The sequence below is a fragment of the Prosthecobacter sp. SYSU 5D2 genome (genome assembly GCF_039655865.1).
GTDB lineage: Bacteria > Verrucomicrobiota > Verrucomicrobiia > Verrucomicrobiales > Verrucomicrobiaceae > Prosthecobacter.
Window position 1 is genome coordinate 143,597 of sequence record NZ_JBBYXL010000009.1, and the last position, 25,466, is coordinate 169,062.

Here is a 25,466-nt window from a genome sequence, read left to right on the forward strand (position 1 = left end):
GCGGCTCACTCCGCCCCTGCCAGCATGCCGCGCAGAGCCAGCAGGTTTTCGGCTTCGTCAAACACCGCCCGCACGGAGATATCGAATCCCGGGATGACATCGCTGCTTAGCAGGCCCTCCGTCTGTGCCGGAACGGGCGGATAGGCATCTCCCGACAGCCGGTACAGCTCCACCGTCTCCGCCGCCGGATCCACGATCCAGTATTCTCCCACGCTATGCAGAGCATAGTCCTCGAACTTCACCCCCCGATCCCGCTTTTCCGTGGACGGTGACAGCACTTCCACGATCAGATCCGGTATCGGAAAGCGCAGTGTATCGGGGTCAATGACAGCGAGCTTGGCCTCACCGAAAAACATGACATCCGGCTCGTAATCGTTGCGAGGGAAAGAGGTCATCGCCTTTTCCGAATGCACCAGTCCAAGCTGCCTTACCCGCACATAAGTATCCATCAGCGCCATTAGGCGTTTGGTTGCCATCAGGTGCCGGTTCGCAGCCGGGGAGTGCATGATGACTTCGCCCTGGATGAACTCCCATTTGTGCTCCGGGGTGATGTCCTGGTAAAACTTCTGCCTCAGCTTCTGCTCACGTGCCCACGCGCGCTGCGCCTCCTGAATAAGTTCAGGCAGCACGGGGGAATTCATCAGAGAATCGAATAGCGCGGTGCTCACAACTAAAGAAAATGCCATACCTGGCCGCTGCTGTAAAGTCCGCAGGCAGGCCCGCCAGCCAGCCTCTGGTCACTTGGCTTTTTTGTTCTTCTTGCCTTTCGGACGCGGCGGCTCGGACGCGATTTTGGCGCCATTGTCCTCCGGCATGGAGCGGTGCCAGGCGACGGCGGCGGTGGTCAGGCGTTTCACCAGTTCGGGCTCTTTGGCGGCCAGATCGGTTGTTTCAGCCCGGTCGCGCGCCAGGTCGTAGAGTTGGGGTTGGCTGCCGTCGTAGTCACAAAGCAGCTTCCATTTGCCCTCGCGCATGGCCAGGTCCGGCTGGGCGGCGGGAACCATGGGTGCCCAGAATTTCCGGTCGGGTGGACGCCGCCAGAAAAGCGGGGCCTGCCGTCCGCCTTCACTGCGGCCTGTCAGGGCGGCCGAGACATCCTCGCCATCAAAGGCCACGTCCGCAGGGGCGCTCGCGCCTGCCAGCTTCAGCAGCGAAGGCACCAGGTCAAAGGCTGCAAACACCGTGGTCTCATCATGCGTGCCCCCTTTTCCATCTGCGATGACACCCGGCCCCCAGACGACCAGGGGTGAGCGGATGCCGCCTTCATAAATCTGTGTCTTGTGCCCACGGAACGGACCGGCGCTGCCCGCACCTGGCTCCGGTCCGTTGTCAGAGCAGACCAGGACCAGTGTATTGTCCCGCAGCTCCGGCGTACTGCGGATGTGATCAAACAGGCGGCCAAACTGCCGGTCCATCTCCTCCAGAACGGAGAGATACAGGCCACGCTTGTCATCCGCCCATTTGCCCACCGGCGGCCAGTAAGGGCTGTGCACATCATCCGGCCACAGGTTGACATAAAACGGCTTCTTGGCCGCCACCGCCTTTTTCATAAAGGGCAGCGCCGCATCAATGAAACCGCTGGTGATCTCCGACCGCTGCATCCATGTCACCGGTTTTCCCAGGCGCTCGGCATCGCCCCAGATCTTCCCCGGTGCGATATCGCCGGGCTTCAGGGTCAGCGGCAGGAGCTTTGGCCCCATACCCTCAAAGTTTGTTAGACTTTCATCAAAGCCATAGGCCGTGATGGGGGGGGCATCATCCACATCGCGCTGGCCGCCAAGATGCCATTTGCCGAAATGGCCGGTGGCATAACCGTCCGCCTGCAGATACCGCGCCAGCGTGGGCGCCTGCGGATCCAGCCACTGGGCCACCCCGCGCCTATCATTCTCCGCGCGGTTGTTGAGGAACGAGGTGATCCGCCAGCGCTGCGGGTACTGCCCGGTCGTCAGCGCACAGCGGGAGGGCGAGCAGATGGGCGAGTTCACATAGAACTGTGAAAACCGAATTCCCTCGGCCGCCAGACGGTCCACATTTGGCGTCTTCGCATCGGCATTGCCAAAGCAGGAAAAATCCCCCCAGCCCATGTCATCAATGAAGACCATGACGATGTTGGGTCGCTGCTCCGCCGCAAATGCGGAGCCAAACATAACAAACAACGTAACAATGGATAAAAGCCGTTTCATAAAGTCTTATTGGATGTTCCAGTCCTTCGGTGCCACAAAACCCTCGCGTCCCTCTGTATAAGGGGCAACGCCGGGGCGCTGCCAGGTGCCAAATTCACGCAGGCGCTGATGCAGCTCCGCCACCTTTTCGGGATGTTTTGCCGCCACGTCCTGCGACTCCTTCACATCCTCGGCCAGGTCATAGAGCTCCAGTGCCGGTTTGTCTGAAGGAGACTCGGCAAAAAAATCGCCTTTAGCGACCAGCTTCCAGCTCCCCAGATGCACCGAAGCCAGCGCCTCCTCATTCTGATGCATGTAGCTGAACCAGGGCCGCTCTGGTAAGGTGCCTGCACCGCGCAGCGCAGGCAGGAAGTCCACGCCGTCGAGGTTTTCCGGCAGCTTCGCCCCTGCCGCCGCCAGGACCGTGGGCAGCACATCAATGTAACCCACCCGCCCCTCATAGCGGCCGCCGCCTTTCACGCCGCCAGCGGGCCAGCGTATCGCCGCGCAGACTCGCGTGCCGCCTTCATACACGGTCAGCTTGGCACCACGATACGGCGCATTGCTGCTGCCGGATTTCGGCACGCCGCCATTGTCGCTGAAGAACAGGACCAGCGTGTTGTCGGCATCCGCCCGGCCTTCGACTTCGGCCAGGATCTTGCCAATCGCCTGGTCCATGCAATCCACCATGGCCGCATAGGCGCGCCGGTCCTTCATTTTAAGCTGCGGATATTTTCTCATATCCGCCTCCTTCGCCTGGAAAGGCGAATGCGGCGCATTGAACGGCACATAGAGCAGCCACGGTTTGCCTTCCGGAGATCCCCGAATAAAACGCACGGCCTCCGCACCGATGAGGTCCGTGGAGTAACCTTGCTCCTTCACACTCGCCCGGTCATGATGCCAGTCGGTCTCGCCGTCCCGCTCATGAGTGAAGTAGTCAATCGCCCCATTGTAGCAGCCGACAAAACGGGTGAAGCCCTGCGCCAGCGGATGATGATCCGGCGTGGCATGGCCCAGGTGCCACTTGCCCGCCGCCCCGCGACGCTCATAACCTGCCTGCGCCAGCAGCTCCGGCAGGGTGTTTTCCTCCTGCGGCAGGCCGTAGGTGGACCATGGGGGCACCACCGCCCGCATCATGCCGAAGCGCGCCGGCCAACGCCCGGTCATCAGCCCGGCACGCGTAGGCGAGCACATGGGGCAGGCACGGAAGTCGCCCAGCGTGACACCCGTCGCCGCCAGCCGGTCCAGGTTCGGCGTGGCGAAGACCTCGCCACCATTAAAACCCACGTCCGCATGCCCCAGGTCATCCGCAAGGATGATGAGGACATTTGGCGGCGCTGAAAACAGAGACGGACTAACAAACGATGCAACTAACGCCATCAGGATCAAAAACTGTTTCATATAAGTCTCCATGTTATTGTTCAGCGTCGCTCCACCCGGATGTCATCCAGTTCGATGCCTTCGGCACCGCCGTTTTGCATCCACAGCAGCTTGCGTTTGGCCGCGTTAAAATTGGCCCTCTTCAGCGCCTTCTTCCACAGCCCGTCATCCAGCGTGATATCCACCGTATCCTGGCGGAAGGCCAGTTTCAGCGTGTGCCATTCATTCTTGCCCAGGTCCGCCTTTTCCAGGGGGAGATGTTCGTTCAGCCTGTAGGCCCCGCTTACTTTGTCAGCAGGTCTGCCGGCTTTTTGCCGCATGGGATGGTCCGGGTCCAGAGTATGCGCATCCACCTGGAGCTGGACGCCGTTTCTCAGCAGCTTCACTCGGAGCATGTGGTCCACACTGCCAAAGCCGTCATCGCCATCCACAAAGAACCATATCCAGCCGCCTCCGCCCAGGTGCCGGTAGCGGAAGGAGATGTCCATGTCCGTTCCTTCCACCGGCAGGTACACCATGGGCGGATATTTTCCACCACTACTCCCGTGCGTCCACAGCATGCCGTCACGCAGCTCCGTGTTTTTGTTTGGAACGGGCGTGGTGAAGCGCTTCGCATCCTGCTCTTTTTCAAAGTCCAGGTGCAGGGTTTCCGGCTCAGCCGCAGCAACCGTCCAGGCGGCGGCCAAAAGCCCGCCGCACCCCATTAAAATCCGCCTCATGGTCATTCGCATCGTTTGTTAGAATTCCCAAGATTGCATCTTGCCGTCTTTCCCGCGCATTTGCAGGGAGAGTATCTCCACATTCCCCACCGCGCCCGGCATGATCCGCACATGGATCATCCGTCCGACCACCGGCAGATCCACCGTCACCTCCTGGAAGCTGTCTCCGCCTGCATGGTCAAAGCTGACCGTGTTTTCCTTCAGGAAATCCTTTTGCTCATGCGTCCTCCAGGAGAAGGAACCCTGCCCGCCTTTCTGGCTGCGAATCTTCAGCGTCACGCTCACCGGGCCGGCCAGGTTGCGGATGTCGGCATTCGCCAGGAAAGGGCGCGCGCCTTTGCCGGCCTTGGCATCCACTGTCAGCAGCAGCGCCTTGTCCTTCACGCTCAGGCTGCCATTGCGTGCCAGCCAGCCCTGGATGCCCACGGCGGCCTTGGACGCTCCAGCCGGATTCAGAGGAACGGTTTTGCCCTCCAGGTAATGATCAAAATAATCATGCCAGACCTGCGCCATCGGCCCCAGAGCAAGGCCGGGCGGGTTCAGTTCATCGCACCAGGTTTTTAATTGGGTGCGCAGCCGCGCAGCCACTTCAGGATGCTGGTCCGCCACGTTGTTTTTTTCCTCCAGGTCCGTGCCCAAGTTATAGAGATACTCCCGGTCACCGCCGCGCAGCAGCTTCCAGTTGCCCTCGCGGATCGCGCTCTGAGCCATCCACCGCCACATCAGCGCCGCATGCGGAGGCTCCTTCACGTCTCCTTTTAAAAAGGGCAGCAGATTGACTCCGTCCAGATCCCCCGGCTTCGTTTCGATGCCCGCCTGCGCCGCCGCCGTGGCTGCGACATCCAGCGCGCTGATGGGATGGTCAAACTCCTGCCCGCCTGGAACGGTGCCCGGCCAGGCGATGACAAAGGGCACATGCATGCCGCCTTCGGACAGCATGCCTTTCTCGCCATTCAGCGGTGTGTTCAGGCTGCCGTCCCAGCCGCCTGGATCGCCCTTGAGGGGTGAGTCCACCTTGTGGATTTTCAGCGGTGCGCCGTTGTCACCGATGAAAAAGATCAGCGTCTTTTCCGTCAGGCCGTGCTTCTTCAGCGTCTCCGTGATCAATCCCACGCCGTCATCCACAGCGGAGATCATCGCCAGCGCCTGCCGCCGCCGTTCCGGCATTTCACCCGGAAAGCGGTCCGTGTATTTCTTCGGCGCGTCCAGCGGCGTGTGGGGTGCACGATAGGCCACATACAGGAAAAACGGCTCCGCTTTGTACCTCTCGATCACGCCCGCCGCCGCCTGGCTGCAGGCATCCAGGTGATACATCTCCGCCGGAAAATTTCCCAGGGGCACATCCGTCCCTTCCGCCGTGATGTTGGCGCTGAAGGGTCTTTGCGCATGCTGGGAAAACACGTGCTTGAAGCCATGCTTGGAGATTTCCTCCTGTGGTCCCAGATGCCATTTGCCAAACTGCGCGGTCACATAACCTGCTTTTTGCAGCCGCGTCGCGATGGTCGTCTCCTTGTTAAATCCATCCAGCTCGGACTGATTGGAATCCAGGTTGAAGCGACCCTGGAACTTCCCTGTCATCAGTCCGCCGCGCGAGGGCACACACTGCGGAGCGGTGCTGTAACCATGCCTGGCCAGCACGCCGCTGCGCGCCAGCGCATCCAGGTGCGGGGTGCGGATGTCCTTCAGCACGCCCTGGATGCCCAGGTCCGCATAACCATGGTCATCCGTATAAAACAAAATGATGTTAGGCCGGTCAGCCGCCCGCAGGCCGCTCACTGCACAAACCACCGCCGCAAACAGCATTAAAATCTTCATCGTTCAGTCCTCTCAATAAAAGTTGATCAGCCTTTGGGTTTGGCATGCCACAGGTTCACGTTTTTAAACTGCGCGCCCTGCCCTTTCACGATCAGCGCCACGATGCCCTTGGCATCCTTGAAGCGCTCATGGGTCCCCTCCACCACATGGCCGTCCACCTGTGCGCGGTAGCGGTCGCCAATGATCTCCACGGTCAGATCATGCCAGGCCTCCGGGTCCACCGGGGTCTTGATCTCCTTCAGCTTCACCGCCTTCGTCGTCTTGGCGATGCCGGACATCCTCTGGATCCAGATGCCGTCCTTGCTGATGAAGGTGCGCCCGAGGTGATGGTTGGGCGCGATCGTGTCCCGGCAGCCAAAGGCCACATGCTCAGCCTTCCCCAGGCGGAACTGCGCGGTGAGGATCATGTCCATGGCCTCCAGCCGCCAGGTGCAGGAGGAAGCGTGGTGATCCGCCTCCAGCTCATCCCCGTGCATCACGCCGTCCTTCACCGTCCATTCACCGATGGCCGCCTGCCATCCATTGATCACGCCCTTGCGCGTCGGTGGCGCCGGCTGGTCGAAAGGGGTCGCGACGATGAGCTTTGTCGCCTCTCCGATGACCGTGCCCTTGGGTGGTGACTGGGAAAAGGCGGCTGCAGCGGCCAAACAAATGATACTGGTGATTAATGATTTCATGATATTTTGTTTTATTCGGCCAGTGACTTCCATTCAGCCAGGTCTTCATTGCTTCCGCTGACCTGCCCAGGCTTGGGCGGCAGCGGTCCTGGCAGGCGCAGCACCGGATGGATGTGCGGCTGGAAAGACTGGTCAAATTCCTGCGCCTTCTTCAGCAGCCGGGCCACGATCTCAGGATGCTTCGCGGCCACATCCACCTGCTCCCCAGGGTCCGCCGTCAGGTTATACAAGGCGGCTTCCGGCCAGAGGCGGTGCTGGCGCTCGAACAAGCCCGGCTGATGCTCAAACCACAGGCTGGCCACGCGCATCTCAGGCAGTTTTGAAACGGGCAGGATCAGCTTCCACTCCCCTTCCCTCACGGCCTGGAGCTGCACACCGAAGTAATGTGGGATGAGCCGGTCCTGCGCTTTTCCTTTGGCTTCACCTTTGAGCAGCGCGCTGATGTCCATGCCGTCCAGCTTCACTGCCGGGTCAGGCTTCACGCCGGCCAGGGCCGCGAGGGTGGGGAAAAAATCCAGGGTCGAGCATGGGGCCGTTTCCACTCTGCCTGCAGGAATTGTCTTGGGCCACCAGGCGATGAAGGGCACGCGCACGCCGCCTTCCCAAGTGGTGCCTTTGCCCATTTTCAGCGGCTCATTGCTGCCGCCGTTGCTGCGTCCGGGGAAGCGCTCGGCCTTGGCTTTTGCCTTGCCCTTGGCGACACCTTTTTTGCCCATGGAGGCTCCGTTGTCGGAAGTGAAAAGGACCAACGTCTTTTCTGCAATCCCCAGTTCCGCCAGGAGGTCCACGATGCGGCCCGTGCTCGCATCCAGCTCCTGGATGCAGTCGCCATACACGCCGTCTTTTGAAGTGCCCTCAAAGACGGGGGAGGCATACTGCGGGATGTGCGGCATCGTGTGCGGCAGATAGAGGAAGAAGGGCTTCTCCCGCTGCCTGCGGATGAAGTCCAGCGCCCGCTGCGTGTACTTTTCCGTCAGCAGGGCCTGGTCCACCGGTGCTTCCACGATGCGGTCGCCGTCCCGCAGGGTCAGCGGCTCGAAGTCACTCAACTGGAAGAAGGCTTTCCCGGCTGTCCACTCCTCGGAGTCATTGGAATGGCGGAGGCCGAAGACCTCGTCAAAGCCCTGCTGCTGGGGCCGAAGTTCACGCCGCCAGCCGAGGTGCCATTTGCCAATGAGTGCTGTTGCGTAACCTGCCGGTTTCAGCATCTCCGCCAGCGTCACCTCCTCCGGCGGCAGACCGGTGTGCTCGGTGGGGAAAAGCACATACGGCACGCCGCAGCGGGCAGGCAGCCGCCCGGTCAGCAGCGCTGCGCGAGATGGGCTGCAAAAGGGCGATGCCACATAAAAATCCGTGAAGCGCACGCCCTCCTGCGCCAGGCGGTCCAGCCGGGGCGTGGAGATGACCTTGGACCCGTAACAGCTCAGATCGCCATAGCCCAGGTCATCCGCGTTGATCAATATGATGTTAGGCCGCTCCACCGCCGCCTGGAGAGGCAGCAGCGCACAGGCCGCGAAGCAAAGGGTGGAGAGTGCTTTCATCACAGGGGGGGCGCTTACGGTCACTTGTCGCCATATCGCGGAGCCGTCCAGCCTTTGGGCAGCTTGCCCTGCGGCTTCACGCCATAGGCATCCGCCGGGATGGAGTGGTCCTTGGCCGTCTGCAGGGGCAGGTCATCCGGCAGGTGCTTGATCTTGAAATCCTTGTATTGAATCTTCATGGCCGGGCCGACATGCACCTGCACGGCCAGCACGCCTTCCAGCGAGCGGCCTTTTTCATCCAGGTCAATCAGATCGGCGGTTTGATGGCCGTCAATCCAGTGCTGGTAATGGTTGCCGCGCACCAGCACGCGGTACTCATGCCATTCATCGGGAGCGAATTCCTTCACCGGCATCTTGCCCACCACCCAAGGTTCGCCAGAGGTGTCCACGATCACTTTTTCACCGGTATGCGAGAGGATGCGGCGGCCTTTTTCCTCATACAGCATGCCGTTGTAGTCCGGGTTGTTCGCCACAATGTCGCACTGGTAACCGGTCACCACATCCAGGCCCAGGTCCGGGCGCGAGGTGCCGCGATATTGCAGACCGCTGTTGCCCCCGGCGGTGACTTTAACCTGCACCCGCAGGTCAAAGTTGCGCACGGTGGAGCCGGTCCAGGTGATGAAACGGTTCATCTTCAGCGAGCCGTCCGTGACGCCGGTCAGGGCGCCGTCTTCAAAGGACCAGTACTGATCGTCACCGCTCCAGCCGCGCAGGTTTTTGCCGTTGAGCAGATTCACAAAACCGTCCGGGCCGGGCTTCTCCGTCACGGCTGCGGAAGCCACCGGATGCGGCGGGGTGGATGCGGTGAACGGGCCTTTCCTTGGCCCCAGCGGACCGCCGAGTTTGGCCACCACCTGCTTGGTGCGCTCACGCATTTCCTTCAGCGTCGTGGCGTGCTGCGGATCTTCCGCCAGGTTCACCAGCTCATCCGGGTCCTTCTTCAGATCATAGAGGAACTCATAGTTATCGTGGTCAAAGTAGCAGGCATATTTGTATTGCTCAGTGCGCAGGCCCTCATAGGGCGGGATGCGGTTGCGCACGGCAAAGTGCTCATGAAAGGTCTCCGTGCGCCAGTCCGCCGGTTTTTCACCGGCCACCAGCGGCTTCAGGCTGCGTCCCTGGTAGCGCTCCGGCACCGGCACGCCGGCCCAGTCCAGAAAGGTGGCGGGCAGGTCCAGGTTCAGCGCCATGGCCTCGCTCACCTTGCCCTGCTTCTCTTTGGGTGCGCGCAGGTCGGCCACGATGAGCGGCACGCGCAAGGATTCTTCAAAGTGCGACCACTTGCCTGCCAGGCCGCGATTGGCCATGTGATAACCATTGTCAGCGGAGTAAACGACGATCGTGTTTTCCGCCAGGCCGGCCTCTTCCAGCGCCTTCATGAACCGGCCGATCTCGTTGTCAATGCCGCTCACCATGCGCAGATACGCACGCATGTTGGTCTGGTACTTTTCCTCCGTGTTCCAGCGCCAGAAGTAACGCTCACGGGTGATGGAGGTTTTGAAAAAGTCCGGCAGCTTTTCAAAGATGGCCGGGTCGTTTAAACGCGGCGCATACATCTCCATGTCCTCATACATGCCGTTGGCGCTGGAGGGCCAGGCGAAGTGGCCGATGCCGGGGCGGCGGTCGCTGTCCTCAGCATGGCAGGCATTGAACCACAGGTTCAGCGCAAAGGGCTTGTCCTTGGGCTGGTTCTTCACAAACTCGATGCCGCGATCAATGATGAGCTCGGTCTCATGGCGCATGCTGCCGTCCGGCTGCTTTTTATAAAAGGGATTGCGCCCGATGTCTTCAAACTCGTCGAAGTGCCGCGCCGGTTTGTCGCCCTTGGCCAGCTTCGTATGCCACTTGCCATAGTGGCCGGTGCGGTAGCCGTTCTCGCGCAGGATGTCGGTGTAGAGGGACTTGGAGACTTCGGGGCGGGGCTGCTCCGGGTCTTCCGGCGTGCCGTAGCTGCGGCCGGTCAGGCCCGTGAGGATGGTGCTGCGGCTGACCCAGCAGATGGACTGGCTGACGAACGCATTTTGAAACCGCACGCCGCGATCCGCCAGGGAATCAATGTTCGGCGTCTTGGCAATGGGATGGCCATAGCAGCCCAGGGAGCTGGAGGTCTGGTCATCAGTGAAAAAGAAGACGATGTTAGGCTGCGCCGCCTGCACCAGGTGGGTGAAGGCGCATGCCAGCGCGGCAAGGAGAAGAACGGGTTTCATAAAGGGGTTGGGAAAAGGAAAAAATAAATCAGGGCCAGTTTTGCAGAACAAGGCCCTGCGCATCCAGAAGTTTCAGCTCTTTAATGCGGACGCTGCCGGGACCGGCGCAGGCATCCAGGCGGAAGGAATGCAGGGTGTCCGATGTCTCCAGCTTCACGGTGTGGCTGTGCCACTGCCCGTCATGCTGCACATCAAAGGTCAGGTGTTTGCCCTTGGGCAGGATCGTCTGCGCATCCGTGGTGTAATACACTTCCCCACCGCCGCTGGCCTGGCTCTGCACGCTGAAGACGAGGCTGTAAGGCCCGGTCACCGACACGCCCGGCACGCCGTTAAAGGCCAGCCCAGGGTCCTCGCCAGTGCACTCCAGCACCAGCTCGGCACCTTCCACCGTCAGCTTGGTGCCCACACGTGCACGCGGCATCTTGGTTCCGGCAGCCGCCGCTTTGGCCATGCCTTTACCCTTGCCCTTGCGCGCTTTTTCTTTGCCCGCCTCATGGCGCATGCTGCTGGCTTTGGCATCTCCATAGACGGTCCATTCACGATGCCGCTGCTCCGTAGCCTCCGCTGCCACCGGCTTGCGCTCACCTTCCGGTGCTTTCAGGACGTTCTCCGTCATGTCATGCCATTGCTTGGACATCTTCTCCACGATCTCCGGGTGCTTGCCGGCCAGATCATTCAGCTCGGTGCGGTCTTCGGCGATGTTATAAAGCTCCCACGGCTGGCTTTGAAAACTGACGAGCTTCCAGTCCCCGTCGCGCAGGCCCCGGTCACTGGCGAACAGCAGATGAATGGGCGGGCGTGAGGCCACCTTTTCCCCATTAAACACGGGCTTCAGCGAAACACCGGCCAATGGCGAAGGATCACGCCCCGGCCAAGTCTCCGGCACCTGTGCTCCGGCAATGTCGGCCAGGGTCGGCAGCACATCCACCAGGTGCGCGGGAGAGTGCACCAATGCACCCGGTGCGGTCTTCAGCCCGGCGGGCCAGTGGACGATGGCGGGGGTGGAAATGCCGCCTTCAAACTGGTTCTGCTTGTAGTAGCGGAAGGGCGAATTGCGCGCCCAGGCCCAGCCGGTGCTGTCGCTCCACCGCACGCCGGGTTCATACGGCTCGCGATCACGGTCTGTGCTTCGGCGGTCATAGGGGCAGGCGCCGTTGTCGGAGAGAAAAAGGATCAGCGTATTGTCCAGCTCGCCCTTGGTCTCCAGGTCCCGCACCAGCCGGCCGATCTCCTGGTCTACGCGGTCGATCATGGCCGCATAAGCCGTCATGCGGCGGGCCTCCCAGCTCTGCTCCTCCGGCGTGAGGCTGTCCCAGGCCGCGACATGATCCGGGCGTGGGGAGGCTTGGAGCTCGCGGCCAAAAAGGCCTAACTCTTTTTGCTTCAACAGGCGTTTTTCACGGATGGCATCCCAGCCTGCATCATACTTGCCGAGGTACTTTTGATAGTCCGCCTTCAGCGGCTGCAAGGGTGCATGGGGTGCGTTAAAGGCCAGGTAGAGAAACCAGGGTTTCTTTTCCCCGCGCGCCTCTTCCATGAAACCGAGCGCATGGTCCACCTTCGCCACCGTAGTATAAAATTCCTTCTTCGGCACCTGCCAGGGCTGGCCGTTCAGGCGGAAGGACTTGTCGCCTTTATAGTAGTCCGTGGCTCCGGACAGATGCCCAAAGTAACGCTGAAAACCAAAGTCGGTCGGCTCCTTGGACAGATGCCACTTGCCGCTCATGGCGGTGAAATACCCTGCCGGGGCGAGCACCTCGGGAATGATGACCGCCTTTTTCAGGCTCTCATCCCCGGCCTGCCTGCACCAGCGTCCGCTCAGCAGGCTGACGCGCGTGGAGTGGCACTTGGCGGTGTTGTAAAACTGGGTGAAGCGCAGCCCGTCCGCCGCCAGCCGGTCCAGGTTCGGGGTGGCGATCTCGCTGCCGTAACAGCCGAGGTCGGAATAACCCAGGTCATCGGTGAGGATGAGCAGCACATTCGGTTTATCCGCCAGGGCGGCACCGGCCAGCAGACTGCCGATGAGGACCAGTTTGCACAAATAATGTTTCATATCAGGAAGAAGAGATATCAGGGAACCAGGTTCACGCTGCTTCCGGCGGCGTCGGTCAGCTCCACTTGGGTCAGGACGATCTCCCCTGCCCCCGCAGCGGGATCAATTCGGAAGGCCTGGATCGTCTTTGCAGGCAGCTTCACTTCATAGTCATGAAACTGGCCGTCATGCTTCACCGCCACCGGCACGGAGCGGTCCTTGTGAAAGGGTTCCTTGGCGGTGCGGTTAAAATAGATGAGGCCGGGGCCTTTGGCGCTGCTTTTCAGGCGCAGCTTCACGGTGAAGGGCCCCTGCGCTTTGGCGGGCAGCTTTTGCGTGGCGATCCATGGATCCCCGCCGGTGGACTTCACCTTGAGCGCGCCCTTTTCCACGGTGATCTGCGCTTGTTTGCTGGACTGCCAGCCGCCGACCACCGCCCTGGGCGGTGCCTTGGCCGCGCCCTTGGGCTTTTGTTTGCCCTCCAGCTCCGGCCGGTATTTGGCAGGATCAAAGGCAGGATTTGCCACGGGCAGGACGGCCTTCGTCTCCGCCAAGAAGCCGTCAATCAGCGCGCCCAGTTCGGTCACCAGTTCCGTCTTCTGCGCGGCCAGATTGTTCTGCTCTCCCAGGTCCGCGTTCAGGTCATAGAGCAGGTGCCGGTGCGCGCCTTTTTCACCACCATGGAAGATGCGGATCAGCTTCCAGTCCCCGCGATGCACAGACACTGCCGGTGGCAGCCAGTCTGGCACGCCGGGATCATGCGGGAAGTATTGGAAGACTGCCTTGCCGGGCAGGTCGCCACCCTTCAAGGCTGGCAGGATGCTGGCTCCATCAAAGATCTGATTCGCTTCGGGAGACAGCGACAGGCCTTCCAGCAGGGTGGGATAAAAATCCTCGCTCTGCACCAGGGCGTCGCTGCGGCTGGCGGGCTCCGTCACGCCCGGCCAGGCGACGATGAGAGGCACGCGCACGCCGCCCTCAAACATCGTTGCTTTGCCACCGCGCAGGGGCGTGTTGCTGGTGGGGGTGGTGCCGTCCACTTCGTTGTACATGTTGCCGCCGTTGTCGGAGGTGAAGATGACGATGGTGCGGTCGGCTATTTTGAGCCGGTCCAGCGTGTCCAGCAGCGTACCCACGGCATCGTCCATGCTCTCCACCATCGCCGCGTAGGTCGGGCTGCGCTGCGGATCCGCCGGGTCTATCCGTTGGCGGTGTTTTTCAATCAGCGCCTTCTTGGCATCAAAGGGCGCATGCACACTGAACTGCCAGTAGTTCACATAAAACGGCGCGTCCTTGTGCTGCTCCATCCAGGCGGAGGCCTCGGCGGCCATGCGGTCCTCGATGTGCTCGCCGGGGCTGTTTTCTTTGAAATCGGCATACTTCCAGGGTGCCACAAAACTGCCAGCCGGGCCGGGGCCGGACCAGTGCGGAATGTCCACATCAAAGCCCTGCTCCAGCGGGGAATACGGCTCCGGCCCCAAGTGCCATTTGCCAAAATGGGCGGTGGCATAACCGGCGGCCTTCAGCGTCTTGGCCAATGTTGGATAGGTGGTGTTCAACCGCGTCACCGGATCTGGAGCGATGGACTTTTTGTCAGCGGGAGCGGCCTTGCCCTGGGTGGCCTGGAGCACCACTTTGGGCAGGTGGCAGTTGGGCGTAGTGATGCCCGTCCGCGCGGGGCTCAGGCCGGTGAGAATGGCGGAGCGTGTGGGGGAGCAAAGCGGGCTGGCGGAATACCCGCGCGTGAAGGTCATGCCTCGCTTGGCCAGTCGGTCAATATTCGGCGTCTGGTAGTATTTCGTCGTCCCGTGCAGCGTGGTATCGCTCCAGCCCAGGTCATCGGCGAGAATGAGGACCACATTGGGGCGGTCTGGCGTCTGGGCAGCGACGGTTCCGCACACCAGGCAGAACAGGCTTGCCAAAAGAGCACGGATTGAGGGATAAAAAGGCATACAGCGCAGACGAAGCAAAAAGGCCGAACTTTCTTCGCAATGCCACCACCCCCTATCCCGTTTCCACATTTCCACCATGCTCCCGTTCCGACCTCTCCTGACCGCCGCCTGCCTCTGCTTGACCGCCGCATTTGCCGCAGACAAGCCCAACATCATTGTCATCATGGCGGATGACCTGGGGTATGGCGATGTGGGCTGCTACGGGGCCACGGCGGTGCAGACGCCGAACATTGACCGCCTGGCCAAAGAGGGCCTGCGTTTTACCAGCGGCTACTGCTCCGCCTCCACCTGCACGCCGACGCGTTTTTCGCTGCTCACGGGCACCTATGCCTTCCGGCAGGCGGGCACCGGCATCGCCCCGCCAGCGGCCCCGGCCATCATCATGCCCGGCACGGTGACGCTGCCCTCGCTTTTGAAACAAGGCGGGTATAAAACCGCCGTCATCGGCAAGTGGCACCTGGGCCTGGGCGATCCTGAACCGGACTGGAATGGCGATCTGAAACCAGGTCCGCTGGAGATCGGCTTTGACCACTGCCTGCTGCTGCCGACCACCAATGACCGTGTACCGCAGGTCTATGTGGAGGACCATCGTGTGCTGAACCTGGACCCGAAAGACCCGCTGTGGGTGGGCAATAAGGCCCCCTCCGAAGACCATCCCACCGGCATCACTCACCGCGACACTTTGAAGATGGACTGGAGCCACGGGCATAACCAGACCATCCACAACGGCATCAGCCGCATCGGTTTTTACACCGGCGCCGAGGCCGCGCGCTTCCGCGATGAAGACCTGGCCGACCGCTGGGTGAAACACTCCGATGCGTGGATCGAGGCCAACCGCGAGTCGCCCTTTTTCCTCTACTTTGCCAGCCATGACATCCACGTCCCGCGCATCCCGCATGAGCGCTTCCAGGGCAAGACCACGCTGGGCTTGCGCGGCGACAGCATTGTCCAGCTCGACTGGTGCGTGGGCGAGCTGATGAAGACGCTGGACCGCCTGAAGCTGACGGACAACACCCTCATCATCTTCTGCTCCGACAACGGCCCCGTGCTGGATGACGGGTACAAAGACGGAGCCGTGGAAAAGATCGGCAGCCACCAGCCCGCCGGACCGTATAGCGGCGGCAAATACAGCGTCCTGGAAGGCGGCACCCGCACCCCCTTCATCGCCCGCTGGCCGGGCCGCATCCAGCCCGGTGTCTCGGATGAAGTCGTCTGCACCGTGGACCTGGCCGCCAGCCTCGCCGCACTCAACAACATTCCCCTGCCGGACACCGCCTGCCTGGACAGCATCAACATCCTCCCCGCTCTGCTCGGCGAAGCCGGAGCCCAAGGCCGCGACCACCTCCTGCAGCAGGACAACGGCGTCAGCGGCAACTTCGGCCTGCGCATGGGCGACTGGAAGCTCGTGCGGATGAAAAAGAAAGGCAAAACGCAGGCCGTCGTGACCGTCAAGTCCCGCCCTGAGAATCCCCCGCTCCATGCCCTCTACCACCTGCCGGACGATCCTTCTGAATCTAAGAACGTGAGCGAGAAGAATCCGGAAAAGACGAAGGAGCTGATTGAGAAACTGGACGCTCTGCTCGCGGCTCCGCAAAGCCGGTGATGGGGCGAATCAAAGCGGATTCACCTATCCGCAATGCCTGCCTTTAACTTCCCTCACCCAAGCAGGGTCCGCAGGAATGCACCATCGGAAAAGCGGGCATTCAGGCCCTGGCGGACGATGACCAAGTCCAAAGAAGGGATGGCGTAGAGGCGCTGGTAGCCGCTGCCGATGCAGGCGATGAGATCTTCCGGCACGTCTTTGGCGATGCAGACGTTGGACCAGTTTTGGCGGTGCCAGTCCACCTCAAGGAGGTCTTCGATGTCCACTTCCCTCGCCCCGGATTTCGCGGCGGCGCGGTTGTTCCAGAAACCGAAGCTGTAGGCGGGATTGGCGGCGGAGCCTTCCAGCAGAGCGTCCCTGGAGGCGGACTTGAGCACGGGTTTGCCTTTGGCCAGAAGCAGGTCGCCCATGCGTGCCCATTGGGCGGGCGTCATCAGGAAGCCTGCGGCCAGCAGCGGATTGCCATTGGCATCCGGCAGATACCGCTGAGGGCCGAGGCCCATCGGCTTCAGCACCCGGCGCTCCAGGTAGTGAGTGGGTGTCTCGCTCAGGAAGCGGCCCTTGAGCTTCTTTTTCAACACTTCATGAAACACCTGCAACTGGCTGGGGCCGTAAATAAAACTCTTTCCAGGAGTGCCCACCAGAGGCTGCTCCAGGGCCATTTGATTGCGGTTGGTCAGGCCGTCCTGGTGCAGCCGCAGGCAGCGCTCCAGGCCGCCGGTGAAGTCCAGCAGCTGCTCGATGGTGATGTCCTTTTTCTTCCCCTCATTCCAGGAAGGCAGTGTTTCAGATACTTTTTCATCCAGCGCCAGGCGGCCGTCCTCCACCGCCGCCATGGCGGCCAGGCCCCAGAAGCCCTTCGTGCCGCTGTAGATGCGGCGGGCCTCCCCGGCCTTGGCTCCGTTGAAATAACTTTCGTGGATGACCTTGCCATGCTGCTTGATGAACAGCGCCTGCCCTTTGCGGGATGAAACATACTTCGCCGCCGCCGTGACATTCAGCTTCGTTCCTTCCGCAGCCATCATCGGCAGTGCGGCAAGGCCGGGCAGCATCTGGATCAAACGACGGCGGGTGGGGTTCATGACATCAGGCGGTTGGAGCGTTCAGGGATACGATGTGGTCCTCCAGGGCGGACTGCCAGCTTCGCGGAGTTTCCCCCAAAATGAAAGCCAGGCGGGCATTGTTCATCACCGTGAACGGCGGACGCTTGGCTTTAAAATTCGGAAAGTCCCGCAGGCGCAATCCATGAGTGGCAAAGGGCCGGTCCAGCAGCCTATGCTGATGCGCCAGGTCTAACGAAACCTGCGCATAGTCACGCCAGGTGGCCACGCCGGTATTGCACAGGTGCAGAATGCCGGAGACCTGGGCCTGCTCCACCAGCAGCCGGTCCAGCCAGCGGGCAATGTCCTGGGTGCTGCTCGGCACGCTCCATTTATCCTCAATGAATCCCAGCGGCTGCCCTTCGCGAGCCCGCTGGAGAGCTGTCTCCGGCACACCGCCGCCCTGCGGACCAAAGAGCCAGGACACCCGTGCCACCAGCGCATCCGCATTGGCCGCCAGCACCGCTTTCTCCCCTTCCCGCTTGGAATGGCCATACGCATTCACCGGGAGCGCCGGGGCGGATTCATCCAGAAAAGCACAGCCGTTGCCGGCAAAGACATAGTCCGTGCTGATGTGGATGAAGCGCAGCCAGCGGTTGCCACAAACCCGGGCGACGATGGCGGCGGATTCCGCATTCACCCGCAGCGCCAGGGCAGGGTCATCTTCGCAAACATCCGGACTGGTCACCGCAGCGGCATTGATGGCCAGGTCAAAATCCAGGTCCATCATGCCCGCCTCCACCGTCTCCGGCCGGTTCAAATCCAGCTGCCCACGCCCTGGCGAAACGATCTCATAGCGCCCGGCGAAGTAAGCGGCCAGCGTGCCGCCCAAGCGGCCGGTGGCACCGAGAATGAGCAATCGAGGTCTTTCTGGCATAACAAGAACATCACTGATGCTGCCGCTGCCTCTTGCAAATAGAATTCAGCCCTTCATGTTGCAGCGGATTCACAATGAGCACCGTACAGCCCAGCATCGCCATCATCGGCGCCGGACTTTCCGGGCTGGCCTGTGCTCGGACCCTGACACGGGCAGGGCTCAAATTCACCCTCTATGAAGCTGCCGATGCCGTGGGCGGACGAGTCAGGTCAGACATCGTGGACGGTTTCACCCTGGACCGTGGATTTCAAGTTTTGCTCCCTTCCTATCCGGAAGCCCGCCGCGTGCTGGATTATGACAACCTGAAGCTGCGGCCCTTTTACCGGGGAGCGGACATGTTTTACAAGGGCCGCTTCCACCGCATTGTAGATCCCTTCACTCATCCCACAGAAGGCCTGAAACATGGGCTGGACCCCTTCGTCTCCTGGATGGACAAGTGGCGCACCCTGGTCCTGCGCAAGGAGGTGCTCACCACGCGCAAGATCGAGCGCCGCATCCCGGAGATGGAGACGGAGGACTACCTGCGCGACTTCGGCTTCAGCGAGGAGTTCATTGACCGGTTTTTCCGCACCTTTTTCGGCGGCGTCTTTCTGGAAAAAGACCTGCGCACCTCCGCGCGAATGTTTCTTTTCCTTTATTCCATGTTCAGCACCGGCGGTGCCGCCGTCCCTGCCCACGGCATGCAGGCCATCCCGGATCAGCTGGCCATCTCCCTGCCTCCTGGCAGTTTGCAGTTAAACACCGCCATCACCTCCTTGCGCGCCGGAGAGATCACCCTGGCCAGTGGCGAGACCATCCGCCCGGACCACATCATCATGGCGGTGAGTGAGGAAGTGGCTGCACAATTGCTGCCGGACCTGTTTGAGGAAAAACTGCTGCCAGCGCGCAGCGCCACCTGCCTCTATTTCACCACCAGCCAGCCCGTGCCGGATACTCCCATCATCCACTTGGACGGGGATGGTCGCGGCCCGGTCAACAGCGCCTGCGTGCTCTCCAAGATCGCTCCGCACTACGCTCCCGCAGGCCAGCACCTCATCTCCGCCAGCATCATCGGCGCGCCCTCCAGCGAGGAGCTCGAAGACGTCGTCCGGGACCAGATGGCCGCCTGGTTTGGCCAGAGCGCCTACCAGTGGAACCTGCTGCGCAGCTACAAAATCCGCCACGCCCTGCCGGAAAGCCGCCAGCTCCGCCTCGGTGAAGGCCCCCTTTCCACCGTCCTGGCCCCCGGCCTCTACCGCTGCGGTGACTGGTGTGAAGATGCCTCCATCAACGGCGCCCTCATCAGCGGCCGCCGCGCAGCGGAAGCGGTCATCGGGGCGGTGGGGTGAGATTCGCAAATCACAGTCAAATCTCCACAAAATACCGACAACGGAACCCCGCCCCGGCACGCAGCCTGCTAAGGGCGTATTTGACAACCATTCTCAGCGGTCTAGTCTCCGCGCCCATTTTTCACCCCCAAAACCCCTGACCCTCAATGAGCACCCCCGCGCCTGGAAAACCCGTCTATAACGTCAAGAACCCCTTCATCGCCAAGGTGAAGAAGGCCTATGACCTTTCTGGCCCGGGCGCACCGAAGAACACCCGCCATTATGAGCTGGACCTGGCAGGCAGCGGCCTGGAATACACGCCTGGGGATTCCCTGGCCGTGCAGCCACAGAATGATCCTGCCCTGGTCAATGACATGCTGGAAGTGCTCGGTTTCACCGGTGAGGAGATCGTCACCCACCCGAAAAAGGCCGACGCCCAGGTGCCCATCCGTCAGGCCCTCATCGAAGGCAGCCTCATCACCGAGGTGGATAACAAGCTGATCAAGGCCATCATCGAGAAAACCAACGGCCAGACCCTGCTGGCAGACATGGCCACGCCCGAGACCAAGCAGGCGCTCAAAGACTACCTGTGGGGCCGGTTCGTCATTGACCTCCTCATTGAAAATCCGGACGCCAAGTTTGAACCGGCCGAGTTCATGGCCACGCTGAAGAAGCTGAACATCCGCCTCTATTCCATCAGCAGCAGCCAGAAGGCCCATCCGGAAGAAGTGCATCTCACCATCGCCACGGTGAAGTATAACAGCCACGGCCGCGAGCGCGGCGGTGTCGCCTCCACCTTCCTGGCCGAGCGCATCACGGAAGAGACCCCGATTCCCGTTTTCGTGAACCACGGCAAAGGTTTCCGCCTGCCGGAGCCTGAAGAAGAGACGCCCATCATCATGGTCGGCCCCGGCACCGGCATCGCCCCCTTCCGTGCCTTTGTGGAAGAGCGCAAAGCCACGGGTGCCAAAGGCAAGGCCTGGCTGTTCTTTGGCGAGGTGAACTGCAGCACCTGCTATTTCTACAAGGACGAATTCGAAGGCTATCTCGCCGACGGCACCCTGACCAAACTCACCACCGCCTGGAGCCGCGATCAGGCCGAGAAGATCTACGTGCAGCACAAGCTGCTGGAAAACAGCGCCGAGATCTATGAGTGGCTGGAACAGGGAGCCATCTTTTATGTCTGCGGTGATGCCGCCCGCATGGCCGTGGATGTGGACAAAGCCCTCCACACCATCATCGAAAAAGAAGGCGGCAAAACCCCCGAAGAAGCCGTCGAATACATGACCGCCTTCAAGGACGCCAAGCGCTACCGCCGCGACGTGTATTGATTCCGCGTCTTCGCGAATCCATCACTTCGCATCCAAACGGAGCCGTCCCCACGGCTCCGTTTTTTTATGCTTATGCGGGAGGGGCAATGCGCCAGTGGCGGGAAATGATACTTCCATGCTCAAAACGGGCTGAGGGCGGGCGCATGGACTGAGTCATGCTTTGCGAAAGGCTCCCCCTCCGCTCTTTATGTTCTGCCTGACCTCCCCCCGGTTAGTTCTCATGGCTGCGGCCATGCTGACTCTTCCCACCCTTGTGGCCCAAACCCCTGTTTACATCTGGGACGGCAATCCAGCTACCGCAGGAGTCATCGACAACACCGCCGGTAACTGGACCGCGCCCAACTGGTATGACGGCACCGGTTATCAGACCTGGAATCCAGCCGCCATCGCCCAGTTCGGTGCCGCCACGTCCAGTGCAGGAGCCGCCATTACGGTCAATGAAGCCATCACCCTCGCGGGCATGAACTTCAGGCCCTTCACCTCCCTGCCCAGTGCCAATCGTGCCTACTCTTTCACCGGCACCGGCTCGCTGAATTTCACCGCAGGCTCCATCATTGACGTCGCCAGCGGCACCACCAACGGCAGTTCAGGCTTCATCACCTTCGCTGTACCGTTGGTCGGGAATGATCTGACCTTCAGCAAAGCGGATGGCACCGCCCTGGGGTACATGACTTTCTCTGCTGCCAGCCCTGATCTCACCGGCACCCTTTTTCTGAAAACCACCGGCACTGCCACAGCGGGCATTTATGCCAGCATCGTGGCCGCCCGTTTCACAGGTCTGGATGCCATTGATATCGAGGCCGGCTCCATGATCGCCACCTCAGGTGCCGGGAATTTTGACATCCCGCTCATCATCGCAGGCAACGGCGGCAGCCAGTGGGGCGCCATCCGGGTGGGTTCATCCAGCACGAACTTCACCGAGGGCATCACCCTCAGTGGAGATGCCCGTTTTCATACCCATATCAATGTTAACAGCACCACCGTCTCCTCCGTCATCAGCGAGACCGCAGGCGGCAGCAAGGCATTCAACCGAACCGCCTTTTCCCCGGTCAATACCCTGTTACCTCTGGCCGCCACCTTCACCGCAGCCAATACCTTCACAGGCAACACCATCCTTGGCCGCACCTTTAACCTGGGCAGCACCAGCGAGACCTCAGCCACCGAAGGCGGTCTAACCATCCTGGACTTCTCCGCCACCGGGGCACCTGCCAATGACATCTTTTACAACGGCACCGCCAAAGGCGGCCTCATCATGAACGGCGGCCTGGCCACCACCACGAAGCTGCACATGACCGGCAAATCCGGCACCGACAACTCCCAGACCTTTTCCAGCCTGCACATCCAGCAGGGAGCCAATGCCATTGAAGCCTTTTCCGCGACGGGCGGCAGCATCACCGTGGCCCTGGGAGACATCACCCGCACCGAAGTCAGCTCCCTGGCCATTCGCGGCCCGGCCAGCGGCAGCATCACCGGCACCCTCGGTGGCTCCGGCAACGGCTTCATCGGCCCCTGGGCCACTTATACAACGGCGGATGGCAGCAGCGCCACCTGGGCCAGCTTGAAAGACGGAGCCGTCAGCGCCTTCACCGGAGAGACCGAGTATGAAACAGGCACACTGCTAAGCAGCGATGCCAGCAGCCACCTCCGCATCTCCTCCCTTTCCACCGGAGATGTCTCCCTGGCAACGGGCACCACCACCGTGGGCACCTTTTCCATGACAGATGCGGCAGCCAGGCAAATAGGCGCAGTCACAGACCAGACGCTCCGCCTGGGCGTGGACGGTGGCATTCAAATGATCAACGGAGCTGCCAGCCTGACCGTTGGCATAGCAGGACAAAGCAGCACCCTGACCGCAGGCGGAGCCGATGATACCGCCGGCCAGGTCATCCTGACCAACCTCTCTTCGAATGGCACTCTGATGGTGAATTCCTCCATCACCAATAACGGCAGCGGAGCCGTCTCCCTGATGATCAACGGCACCGGCCGCACCATCCTCACCGCAGCCAGCAGCTTCACCGGCATGGTGGGCATCTACAGCGGTGTGCTGGAAATCCGCGACAGCCTGGCACTAGGAACCACCACTGGCACAGTCACCAAAGTCATCACCGGAGCCTCCCTAAACCTCGCCGGTGACCTCACCCTCGCCGAAAGCCTCCAGATCAACGGTCACGGCATCGCCTCAGACGGAGCCATCCGAAATCTCAGCGGCACCAACACCATCACCTCCCTCGTGCGCGTGCAGAGCAGCTCCCGCATCTCCTCAGACAGCGGCACCCTGATCCTCAGCGGTGGCATCTCCGCCACCAACAGCGGCACCTCCGTCACTTTCTCCGGCGCAGGGGACATTGAGATGAACAGCAACATCACCACCACCTCAGGCCTCCTCATCAAGGATGGCCCAGGCTCCCTCACCCTGCGCGGCACCAGTACCGCCACCGGTAACTCCCTTTTGAACATGGGCCGCCTGCACCTGGACTTTTCCGGCACCACCGCACCGGCCAGCAACATCCTTTACAGCACCGCACCCGCCGGAGCCATTCTTAGCATGGGCAACGGCTCCATGCTGGAGCTCACAGGCAAAAGCGGCGCCACTAACAGCCAGACCTTCACCAACCTCACCCTCACCACCGCAGGCAGCTACCGCATCTCCGCCAACCAGAACGATGCCGCCAGCCTCAGCCTCAATTTTAACACCCTCACCCGCCCTGCCGCCGCTCTCGTGCGCTTTGATCTCCCCACCACCGGCTCCTTCACCACCACCTCCGGCGTGGACAATGCCATCCTTGCCACCACCACCGGAATCCCTTATGCCACCGTCGGCCTGAATGACTGGGCAGCCACGACAGCCGCCGTCTCCTCCCGGCGCAACATCGTTGGTCTCAGCAGTCTCGATCTCTATACCCCCAGCACATTCGACACCCTTTCCGGTCATGCCGATGCCATCGTGCCACTGACCACCCTGACAGCGGACGCCAGCATTTCCACCCTGCGGTTCAACCTTCCCCAGGCCACCACCATCACCCAGGATGCCCCTGGCCGCACCCTCACCACCGGCGGCATTTTGGTCACGCCGGAAGTCGGTGCTCATGATACCACCATCTCCACCAGCGTGCTCCGCCCCGGCACTGGCAATGAACTGGTCATCATACAAAACAACACCCAAGGCGTGCTGAATCTGGTGGGCAAGATCAACAACAATACCGCCGGAGGCACCACCGCTCTCGTCAAAGATGGCCCCGGCACCGTCGTCATCGTTGCTCCAGGCCCCTACCTCACCGGCGAAAACTACTCCGGTGATACCCGCATCCAGAACGGCACGCTCCAGCTCACCTCTGGCACCGGCGCCGCCATCACCTACCCGGTCTATCATTCCGCTTCCTTTGTCCTAGGCTCTGGCAGCAATAGTGGCAAGCTCGTCCTGGGCAGTGGCACTGTGCCCATCACTCAATACGGCGGCTTGTTCACCCAAGGCACCGGCACGGCCAATGCCGTCGTCGGCGGCAGCACCGCCTACTCCACCTTCCTCACCTACCGCTCCGGCACCTTTGACTTCCGCACCGGCTTCCTCGGCGGCCCGGGTGAAAATGAAAACAATCTTAACCTGACCATCAGTGTCGGCACCACCCAGCTAGGTCCCGTCAATACCTACAAAGGCAAGACCAGCATCGCCCGCAACACCGTCGAAGTCACCTCCCTGGCCGATACCGGCATGCCCAGCTCCCTGGGCACCGGTGACTTCAATGCGGCGGCGGCGATCATTGACTTTGCCACCGCCACCACCAGTGCAGTGAATGTGGATCTCGTCGCCACACTCCGTTACATTGGCGATGGCGACTCAGTGACCAACCGGCCTCTCAACATGACCAATTCAGACGTCATCCGGGACACCCGCACCGTCACCATGAACCTGGAAAACACCGGCCATGGAACGGTGAAATTCACCTCCCCCTTCACCACGGGTGGCAACAATCTGGCCCCCCGCACCCTGCGCCTGGGCGGCAGCAATACGGGCGCCAATGAAATCGTCAGCATCAGCAATGCCACCAACGTCAACGTCCCTGGCTTGATACTGGAAAAATTCGGCACCGGCACCTGGGTGATGACCGGCAGCAGCACCCACACAGGCGGCACACTCATTACCGAGGGCACCCTGCTGACCCGCAATGACAGTCTCCCCGGCTCCGCCACGGGTCTGGGTGCCGTGGCCGTTTCTGCCGGTGCCACCCTTGGCGGCACGGGCCGCATTGCCCCGGCGGCGGACCTGTCCATCACCCTCACGGGCGGCACTCTCAGCATTGGCGACAGCACACTGGAGACACTGATTGCCGGAAAACTGGAAATCCTCACTTCCGGCACAGGCGGCCTTTTGTTTGAAGCCGGCTCCATCCTCGCATTGGACCTCTTTTCAGGAGCAGGCAGCGGCATGGACCAGTCCGCCAATCCTGCGGCCGCTGACCTCCTCACCGTCTCTGGCACCGTGGATCTCGGCACCGGCACCCTCCTGCAAGTTGGCAATCCGAATGGAATGAGCAGCTACACCTATGGAGACCAATGGCAGCTCTTCGACTGGAGCGGACTCGCAGGCCCCGTTCAGGGCACCTTTGCCGACACCCTTCTGCCCACCCTCAATCCCGGCCATTCCTGGGATCTCAGCCCGCTCTACACCGGCGGTTTCATCACCGTCGTCCCGGAGCCTTCCCGCGCACTGCTTTTGCTCTGTGCCATGGTGGGTCTTTGCATTCTCCGCCGTCGTTAAAACGATG

At 61.4% G+C, this 25,466-nt stretch carries 16 protein-coding genes; 4 read left to right on the forward strand and 12 right to left on the reverse strand.

What is annotated here, in order from left to right; translation table 11 throughout:
- Positions 1 to 5 precede the first annotated feature (5 nt).
- The 10 genes from WJU23_RS16515 to WJU23_RS16560 all read right to left on the reverse strand — a co-directional run bounded on the left by WJU23_RS16515 (position 6) and on the right by WJU23_RS16560 (position 14,455).
- Complete coding sequence (locus tag WJU23_RS16515) at positions 6 to 629, reverse strand: Uma2 family endonuclease (protein ID WP_346333708.1); 624 nt, start codon at positions 627 to 629, stop codon at positions 6 to 8.
- Positions 630 to 737: 108 nt separating this feature from the next.
- Positions 738 to 2,183: a sulfatase-like hydrolase/transferase gene (locus WJU23_RS16520; RefSeq protein WP_346333709.1), complete on the reverse strand. Its 1,446-nt coding sequence runs from the start codon at positions 2,181 to 2,183 to the stop codon at positions 738 to 740.
- 6 nt (positions 2,184 to 2,189) lie between these two features.
- A complete protein-coding gene (locus tag WJU23_RS16525; RefSeq protein WP_346333710.1) occupies positions 2,190 to 3,563 on the reverse strand; it encodes a sulfatase-like hydrolase/transferase in 1,374 nt (457 codons plus the stop codon).
- A 20-nt stretch (positions 3,564 to 3,583) separates the two neighbouring features.
- Positions 3,584 to 4,261, reverse strand: a complete 678-nt coding sequence (locus tag WJU23_RS16530) for a hypothetical protein (RefSeq protein ID WP_346333711.1) — start codon at positions 4,259 to 4,261, stop codon at positions 3,584 to 3,586.
- 18 nt (positions 4,262 to 4,279) lie between these two features.
- Positions 4,280 to 6,076: a sulfatase-like hydrolase/transferase gene (locus WJU23_RS16535; RefSeq protein WP_346333712.1), complete on the reverse strand. Its 1,797-nt coding sequence runs from the start codon at positions 6,074 to 6,076 to the stop codon at positions 4,280 to 4,282.
- 26 nt (positions 6,077 to 6,102) lie between these two features.
- A complete protein-coding gene (locus WJU23_RS16540) occupies positions 6,103 to 6,753 on the reverse strand; it encodes a family 16 glycoside hydrolase (protein WP_346333713.1) in 651 nt (216 codons plus the stop codon).
- 11 nt (positions 6,754 to 6,764) lie between these two features.
- Positions 6,765 to 8,294: a sulfatase gene (locus WJU23_RS16545; protein WP_346333714.1), complete on the reverse strand. Its 1,530-nt coding sequence runs from the start codon at positions 8,292 to 8,294 to the stop codon at positions 6,765 to 6,767.
- A gap of 20 nt (positions 8,295 to 8,314) precedes the next feature.
- Positions 8,315 to 10,501, reverse strand: a complete 2,187-nt coding sequence (locus WJU23_RS16550) for a sulfatase-like hydrolase/transferase (RefSeq protein ID WP_346333715.1) — start codon at positions 10,499 to 10,501, stop codon at positions 8,315 to 8,317.
- 28 nt (positions 10,502 to 10,529) lie between these two features.
- Positions 10,530 to 12,554, reverse strand: a complete 2,025-nt coding sequence (locus WJU23_RS16555; protein ID WP_346333716.1) for an arylsulfatase — start codon at positions 12,552 to 12,554, stop codon at positions 10,530 to 10,532.
- A gap of 17 nt (positions 12,555 to 12,571) precedes the next feature.
- Positions 12,572 to 14,455, reverse strand: coding sequence for a sulfatase (locus tag WJU23_RS16560; RefSeq protein WP_346333717.1), 1,884 nt, complete (start codon positions 14,453 to 14,455; stop codon positions 12,572 to 12,574).
- A 106-nt stretch (positions 14,456 to 14,561) separates the two neighbouring features.
- On the opposite strand from WJU23_RS16560, the gene WJU23_RS16565 reads away from it, so the two are divergent.
- Positions 14,562 to 16,088 (forward strand): arylsulfatase, encoded by a 1,527-nt coding sequence (locus WJU23_RS16565; RefSeq protein WP_346333718.1) that lies wholly within the window; start codon positions 14,562 to 14,564, stop codon positions 16,086 to 16,088.
- A gap of 53 nt (positions 16,089 to 16,141) precedes the next feature.
- On the opposite strand, the gene WJU23_RS16570 is transcribed toward WJU23_RS16565, so the two are convergent.
- Together WJU23_RS16570 and WJU23_RS16575 are read right to left on the reverse strand one after the other, a co-directional pair.
- Positions 16,142 to 17,170, reverse strand: a complete 1,029-nt coding sequence (locus tag WJU23_RS16570) for a serine hydrolase domain-containing protein (RefSeq protein ID WP_346333719.1) — start codon at positions 17,168 to 17,170, stop codon at positions 16,142 to 16,144.
- 4 nt (positions 17,171 to 17,174) lie between these two features.
- On the reverse strand, positions 17,175 to 18,065 hold the full coding sequence (locus WJU23_RS16575) for an NAD(P)-dependent oxidoreductase (RefSeq protein ID WP_346333720.1): 891 nt from the start codon (positions 18,063 to 18,065) through the stop codon (positions 17,175 to 17,177).
- 74 nt (positions 18,066 to 18,139) lie between these two features.
- On the opposite strand from WJU23_RS16575, the gene WJU23_RS16580 reads away from it, so the two are divergent.
- The 3 genes from WJU23_RS16580 (at position 18,140) to WJU23_RS16590 (ending at position 25,459) form a co-directional block, all read left to right on the forward strand.
- Positions 18,140 to 19,393 (forward strand): NAD(P)/FAD-dependent oxidoreductase, encoded by a 1,254-nt coding sequence (locus WJU23_RS16580; RefSeq protein ID WP_346333721.1) that lies wholly within the window; start codon positions 18,140 to 18,142, stop codon positions 19,391 to 19,393.
- 146 nt (positions 19,394 to 19,539) lie between these two features.
- Positions 19,540 to 20,703, forward strand: a complete 1,164-nt coding sequence (locus WJU23_RS16585) for a hypothetical protein (protein WP_346333722.1) — start codon at positions 19,540 to 19,542, stop codon at positions 20,701 to 20,703.
- A 232-nt stretch (positions 20,704 to 20,935) separates the two neighbouring features.
- Positions 20,936 to 25,459, forward strand: a complete 4,524-nt coding sequence (locus tag WJU23_RS16590) for an autotransporter-associated beta strand repeat-containing protein (RefSeq protein WP_346333723.1) — start codon at positions 20,936 to 20,938, stop codon at positions 25,457 to 25,459.
- Positions 25,460 to 25,466 lie beyond the last annotated feature (7 nt).

Excerpts from the sequence above, each read along its gene's own strand:
- WJU23_RS16520 (WP_346333709.1), bottom strand. The coding sequence starts at position 2,183 with ATGAAACGGCTTTTATCCATTGTTACGTTGTTTGTTATGTTTGGCTCC.
- WJU23_RS16525 (WP_346333710.1), bottom strand. The coding sequence starts at position 3,563 with ATGAAACAGTTTTTGATCCTGATGGCGTTAGTTGCATCGTTTGTTAGT.
- WJU23_RS16530 (WP_346333711.1), bottom strand. The coding sequence starts at position 4,261 with ATGAGGCGGATTTTAATGGGGTGCGGCGGGCTTTTGGCCGCCGCCTGG.
- WJU23_RS16535 (WP_346333712.1), bottom strand. The coding sequence starts at position 6,076 with ATGAAGATTTTAATGCTGTTTGCGGCGGTGGTTTGTGCAGTGAGCGGC.
- WJU23_RS16540 (WP_346333713.1), bottom strand. The coding sequence starts at position 6,753 with ATGAAATCATTAATCACCAGTATCATTTGTTTGGCCGCTGCAGCCGCC.
- WJU23_RS16545 (WP_346333714.1), bottom strand. The coding sequence starts at position 8,294 with ATGAAAGCACTCTCCACCCTTTGCTTCGCGGCCTGTGCGCTGCTGCCT.
- WJU23_RS16550 (WP_346333715.1), bottom strand. The coding sequence starts at position 10,501 with ATGAAACCCGTTCTTCTCCTTGCCGCGCTGGCATGCGCCTTCACCCAC.
- WJU23_RS16555 (WP_346333716.1), bottom strand. The coding sequence starts at position 12,554 with ATGAAACATTATTTGTGCAAACTGGTCCTCATCGGCAGTCTGCTGGCC.
- WJU23_RS16565 (WP_346333718.1), top strand. The coding sequence starts at position 14,562 with ATGCTCCCGTTCCGACCTCTCCTGACCGCCGCCTGCCTCTGCTTGACC.
- WJU23_RS16570 (WP_346333719.1), bottom strand. The coding sequence starts at position 17,170 with ATGAACCCCACCCGCCGTCGTTTGATCCAGATGCTGCCCGGCCTTGCC.
- WJU23_RS16575 (WP_346333720.1), bottom strand. The coding sequence starts at position 18,065 with ATGCCAGAAAGACCTCGATTGCTCATTCTCGGTGCCACCGGCCGCTTG.
- WJU23_RS16580 (WP_346333721.1), top strand. The coding sequence starts at position 18,140 with ATGAGCACCGTACAGCCCAGCATCGCCATCATCGGCGCCGGACTTTCC.
- WJU23_RS16585 (WP_346333722.1), top strand. The coding sequence starts at position 19,540 with ATGAGCACCCCCGCGCCTGGAAAACCCGTCTATAACGTCAAGAACCCC.
- WJU23_RS16590 (WP_346333723.1), top strand. The coding sequence starts at position 20,936 with ATGCTGACTCTTCCCACCCTTGTGGCCCAAACCCCTGTTTACATCTGG.